Raw genomic sequence first — 5,546 nt, 5'->3', positions numbered from 1 at the left:
CCACTGGCGGGATTTTTTTTACCCGTACTTCGCCCATCGCCCTACCCAAATTAGGTATAAAAAAACGGCGCTGGATTAGCAGCGCCGTTCTGTCCTTATAATACCGCGAGGTTACTTCTTAATACCCATCTCATCTTCAAGCCACGCTTTAAATTCAGCGCCAAGCGTATTATGGCGAATACCATATTCAACAAACGCCTGCATATAGCCCAGCTTATTACCACAGTCATGGCTTTTACCCTTCATGTGATAGGCTTCTACCGTTTCTTTTTCGATCAGCATATCGATAGCATCGGTCAGCTGAATTTCATCACCTGCTCCCGGAGGTGTTTTTGCCAGCAGAGGCCAGATATCCGCACTGAGAACATAACGCCCCACAACGGCCAGATTAGATGGCGCAACGTCTGCTTTCGGTTTTTCTACCACGCCAACCATCGGTACGCTTTCACCAGGCGTTAATTCAACGCCCTTGCAATCAACAACGCCATAAGCCGTTACGTCTGCTACAGGCTCCACCATAATCTGGCTGCTGCCTGTTTCATCAAAACGGTGGATCATTTCAGCAAGGTTGTCACGGGATAAATCAGATTCGTATTCGTCAAGAATAACGTCCGGCAGGATGACCGCAACGGGTTCATCGCCAACAACCGGATGGGCACACAATACCGCGTGCCCCAGACCTTTTGCCAACCCCTGACGCACCTGCATAATAGTGACATGCGGAGGGCAAATAGATTGCACTTCTTCCAGAAGCTGACGTTTTACGCGCTTTTCAAGCATCGCTTCAAGTTCAAAGCTGGTATCAAAGTGGTTTTCAATTGAATTTTTAGACGAGTGAGTCACGAGTACAATTTCAGTGATGCCCGCAGCAATACATTCGTTCACGACGTACTGAATTAATGGCTTATCAACCAACGGTAGCATCTCTTTCGGGATTGCCTTCGTAGCCGGTAACATCCTGGTTCCTAATCCCGCAACCGGGATAACGGCCTTTTTGACTTTTGAATTAAGGGCAGCCATTTAAAACTCTCCTGGACTGTTCATGTATTGAACATGTTCATCAATCTGTTTCGCATCCGAGTATATCAGTACCGCAGTAAGCTTCAGGTCTGAAAAGGACGCGCGTCGGTATAATTAAGATAAATACGTATAAATCTGGCGCTGATAGTAGCACTCGCCGCGTGAGTAGGTGAGCCAATTTGATTCCCCTACCTGTCAATTGTTCATTCCGCAGACAACATCAGGCGCAAACGACCGCCTGCCCCCCAGATTTGGCATTGCCAGGACTCACTACGCTGGCTCAGTTGATTAAGATACGCATTACCTAAGGTGCCCAGCGGAACACCATTACTGATTTGTACATTATGTGAACCTGTATTTAATGTCGCATTCAGCCCTGCTGATACCAAAATCAGGTTTTTTAATCCGCTGTGATAATAGCCCACCAGCAAAGGAAACTGTCCTGGTAAATTAGCCTGACGCAGTAAATGATTCACCTGCTTCAATAACGCACCCAACTCCGGCAATCGTTGATTTTGATGTGCCAACTGTTCCTGTAGCAAACCGTTAAATAGCGCACGCAGTAGTAATGCCGCCAGGACGCCATTATCCCCGGCCCTTGTCACATCCAGACAATAAAACGCGAGATCATGGTCTGAGAGCGGCGCAATATCCAGTACCAGCCCTGGCTGATCGGCGGCAACCAACTGGCGGTAGTTAACCCGACAATGCGAGATGACCTGCGACACTGGGGGCTGCAATTCTTGCAACAGTTTTGCAGCAGCTGCAGGATCGCCCACCATCGCATCCCAGTCGCGAAACAGCCGCTCTTCTTCTTCCACACGAGAATTAAACATATTGGGATAAAGACACGCAAAAACGGTTTCTCGCAGGCGGTTAAGGTCCTTCACGGGCTTTAAAAGAACATCATCCACACCGAGTCGTAATGCTTTGGCAATATCGGCCATATTTTCCGTTGCGGAGATCACCAGAATCGGCGTCTGATCGCCACGATTACGCAGATACTCAACCAGTTTAAGGCCGTTCATTCTCGGCATAGCGAGATCGCAAATCATCAGGTCGGGGGTGAAGCGCCCCAGTAACTCCAGCGCATCAAGCCCGTCTCCCGCTACTGCTGTTGTCGCTCCCAAAGAGGAAAACCATGAATCCAGAAGCGAGCGAAATACCGGCTCATCTTCAACGATAAGAATCTGTTTTCCGACCAATGGCTGCGTCATATTCTCCCCCCTGACTGGCTTTAGTAAATAGTGGCATGCTATTGCAACTCACGCCTGTCAGAATTTGCTTAAGTGTTGATGAAAAATGCGTTAAACGTTGGTTTTTACCAGGGGCAGAAGCTCATCCATTTTCTTCTCGACCGCTAACTGCCCGGCAGCAATAGCAGCACTGGCGCGATGGAAATCCAGCGTAGATATTTGCGGACAAAACGGCTGAATCAGAATATCAGGTGGATCTCCAGCCATACGGTTGCGCTTGAGACGGTTTTCCAGAACCTGAATCGAGGTCGTCATGATCTCCATCGCCGTAGGTGCCGTGACTGCACGCCGGGCCGTAATGTTGCTCAAACGTTCTTTCAGGCGGGCATGCCATGACAGCTCATCATCATCGTTCGATTCGGTTTCACTATTGACGTTGAAGGAGAGCAGATCCTGTTGCATCAGGTGCGCATCATGTTGCAGGTCGACTGCAATAACGATATCGGCCCCCAACGCACGCGTCAGGGAGACGGGTACAGGGTTCACCACCGCGCCATCAACCAGCCAATAACCATTATGTGCCACAGGTGACATCAGGCCAGGAATACTGCAGGAGGCACGGACGGCAAGATGCAAATCACCTTCGGTAAACCAGAGTTCACGGCCCGTACTTAGATTGGTTGCGACAGTAGCAAAACGACGTGAGCATTGTTCGATAGATTCTACCGGCATGACATTCCGATACTGATTGAATACCCGTTCGCCGCGCAATAATCCGCCCCTGCGCCACGAGAGATCCATCAGGCGTAAAACATCCCAGTAACTGAAGGAGCAAACCCACTGTTCAAGCGCGGGGAGTTTGTTACATGCGTAGGCGGCTCCGACCAGTGAGCCAATGGAACACCCTGCCACAATATCAATATCAATGCCCATGTGTTTCAGGGCTTTGATCACACCAATATGCGACCAGCCGCGTGCTGCGCCGGAACCTAGCGCCAGCCCAATTTTTATTTTTCTCATTATACCTACAGACTTCCCCTGGCTTGCAGACGTAGCAACATCGCCACGGCTCAGTTAACATAGTGCCACCCTGGCGTTTTTACGCCGTTTTTTTATTCCAGGGAGTACTTTGTGTCTCAGCTTTGTCCCTGTGGTAGCGCTGTCGAGTATAGCCTATGTTGCTACCGTTATGTGTCCGGTGCACAAGTAGCACCTACGCCGTCACATCTCATGCGTTCTCGCTACTGTGCTTTTGTGATGAAAGACGCAGATTACCTCATCAAAACCTGGCATCCAGATTGTCATGCCGCCGATTTCCGGGATGACATTATTGCAGGATTTACCCATACCGAATGGCTGGGACTGACCGTTTTTGAACAGCAGACGGCAGAAACCGACAATATCGGCTATGTCAGTTTTGTCGCACGGTTTTCTGAACAGGGAAAAACAGGCGCAATTATCGAACGCTCTCGTTTTTTAAAAGAAAACGGTCAGTGGTACTATATCGATGGTACACGCCCGCAAATTGGACGAAACGATACCTGCCCTTGTGGCTCCGGTAAAAAATTTAAAAAGTGCTGCGGCTAATCAACGCCCGACAGTATCAATTATGCAAACATTCTCAACAGGATCTCCGCTGCAAATGCATTCATTACAACGAAAAGTGCTGCGTACAATTTGCCCGGACCAAAAAGGTCTGATCGCGCGCATTACTAACATCTGTTACAAGCACGAACTGAACATCGTGCAAAACAATGAGTTCGTGGACCACCGTACCGGGCGTTTTTTCATGCGCACCGAGCTGGAAGGCATTTTTAACGATGTCACACTGCTGACCGATCTGGACAGCGCGCTACCAGAAGGTTCCATTCGCGAGCTTACGCCTGCGGGACGGCGCCGCATCGTTATTTTAGTCACCAAAGAAGCCCACTGTTTGGGCGATCTGTTAATGAAGGCCAATTACGGCGGACTGGATGTTGAAATTGCCGCGGTTATCGGCAACCACGACACGCTACGTTCCCTGGTTGAGCGTTTTGATATTCCTTTTGAGCTGGTCAGCCACGAAGGATTAACGCGTGACGAACATGACCAGAAAATGGCCGATGCTATCGACGCACATCAGCCAGACTATGTCGTGCTGGCAAAATATATGCGTGTCCTGACGCCGACATTTGTTTCTCGCTTCCCGAATAAGATTATCAATATCCACCACTCATTCCTGCCAGCGTTTATTGGTGCTCGCCCGTACCATCAGGCCTATGACCGCGGTGTGAAGATCATCGGTGCGACGGCGCATTATGTGAATGATAACCTCGATGAAGGTCCGATCATCATGCAGGACGTGATTCATGTGGATCATACCTATACCGCAGAGGATATGATGCGTGCCGGTCGTGACGTTGAAAAAAACGTATTAAGCCGCGCGCTTTATCAGGTTCTCGCGCAGCGTGTCTTTGTTTACGGTAACCGAACGATTATTCTGTAATCGATTGATAATTTTATTGGTTACCTTTACATCTTTACGCGTAAAAATCAGGCAACCAGTTCTTTTTTATCAACGGAATGCTTTACAGGGGCGCATCATTTGATATGATGCGCCCCGCTTCCAAAGGAAGCAGGCCAGTAACATAGCATTACCCCGTGGTGGGGTTCCCGAGCGGCCAAAGGGAGCAGACTGTAAATCTGCCGTCATCGACTTCGAAGGTTCGAATCCTTCCCCCACCACCATTATTCACTACAGCGATGTAGTAACCCCAATAAGCTATGCTGAAGTTTGCACTTACTGGGAAGGGTGAGAATCTTCGATTAAGGTTCGACTCGAGCGAAAGCGAGAGAACGTTGCCAGCGGCAACGGCCCGAAGGGTGAGGAGCGAAGCGACGAATAATCCTTCCCCCACCACCATCCTCAAGCTTTACCTACAATTTGAATTACCCCTGGTGGGGTTCCCGAGCGGCCAAAGGGAGCAGACTGTAAATCTGCCGTCATCGACTTCGAAGGTTCGAATCCTTCCCCCACCACCATCTTCTCCTGTAAGACTTTACTAAATCATATCTCAATGCTTTATATTCTACCCTGCCGGGAAGGATGAGAAGCTTCGACTAAGGTTCGATTCGAGCGTAGCGAGAAAGCGTTGCCGCAGGCAACGACCCGAAGGGCGAAGCGCACAGCGCTGAGTCATCCTTCCCCCACCACCATCACTTCATATAGCACCAACACCAAGTCCATCTGCAATACCCCATATTCTGCCCTCAATACGTGCCAGCAATTTGCCTGAGGCGCTACGCTTATCAGGCCTACAGAGAACTGACGTCTGCGTAGGCTGGATAAGG

Annotated in this window: 5 protein-coding genes, 2 tRNA genes and 2 other RNA genes; 6 read left to right on the top strand and 3 right to left on the bottom strand. The window is 49.6% G+C overall.

Features of this window, described 5'->3' with window-relative positions; all coding sequences use genetic code 11:
- Positions 1-111: 111 nt before the first annotated feature.
- The 3 genes from galU to rssA all read right to left on the bottom strand — a co-directional run bounded on the left by galU (position 112) and on the right by rssA (position 3,236).
- Positions 112-1,020: a UTP--glucose-1-phosphate uridylyltransferase GalU gene (galU, locus tag FDX03_RS11745; protein ID WP_045443617.1), complete on the bottom strand. Its 909-nt coding sequence runs from the start codon at positions 1,018-1,020 to the stop codon at positions 112-114.
- A 203-nt stretch (positions 1,021-1,223) separates the two neighbouring features.
- Positions 1,224-2,237, bottom strand: coding sequence for a two-component system response regulator RssB (gene rssB / locus FDX03_RS11740; RefSeq protein WP_061068012.1), 1,014 nt, complete (start codon positions 2,235-2,237; stop codon positions 1,224-1,226).
- Positions 2,238-2,327: 90 nt separating this feature from the next.
- Positions 2,328-3,236: a patatin-like phospholipase RssA gene (rssA, locus tag FDX03_RS11735; protein WP_048211475.1), complete on the bottom strand. Its 909-nt coding sequence runs from the start codon at positions 3,234-3,236 to the stop codon at positions 2,328-2,330.
- Between the two features lie 111 nt (positions 3,237-3,347).
- Between rssA and FDX03_RS11730 the strand changes: the two genes are divergently transcribed.
- The 6 genes from FDX03_RS11730 to FDX03_RS11705 all read left to right on the top strand — a co-directional run bounded on the left by FDX03_RS11730 (position 3,348) and on the right by FDX03_RS11705 (position 5,411).
- Positions 3,348-3,803, top strand: a complete 456-nt coding sequence (locus FDX03_RS11730) for a YchJ family protein (protein ID WP_061068013.1) — start codon at positions 3,348-3,350, stop codon at positions 3,801-3,803.
- Between the two features lie 55 nt (positions 3,804-3,858).
- Entirely contained in the window at positions 3,859-4,701 is an 843-nt protein-coding gene (purU, locus tag FDX03_RS11725; protein ID WP_048211473.1) for a formyltetrahydrofolate deformylase, read from the top strand.
- 157 nt (positions 4,702-4,858) lie between these two features.
- A tRNA-Tyr gene (locus tag FDX03_RS11720) sits at positions 4,859-4,943 on the top strand.
- A gap of 43 nt (positions 4,944-4,986) precedes the next feature.
- A non-coding RNA gene (locus tag FDX03_RS11715) (RtT sRNA) lies at positions 4,987-5,118 on the top strand.
- A gap of 34 nt (positions 5,119-5,152) precedes the next feature.
- A tRNA-Tyr gene (locus tag FDX03_RS11710) sits at positions 5,153-5,237 on the top strand.
- Between the two features lie 43 nt (positions 5,238-5,280).
- Positions 5,281-5,411: non-coding RNA, RtT sRNA (locus FDX03_RS11705), on the top strand.
- The last annotated feature ends 135 nt before the right edge of the window (positions 5,412-5,546 follow it).

This window comes from Citrobacter sp. wls827, assembly GCF_005280875.1.
Taxonomy (GTDB): Bacteria; Pseudomonadota; Gammaproteobacteria; order Enterobacterales; family Enterobacteriaceae; genus Citrobacter; species Citrobacter youngae.
This window is presented reverse-complemented; position numbering and strand designations above follow the sequence as displayed.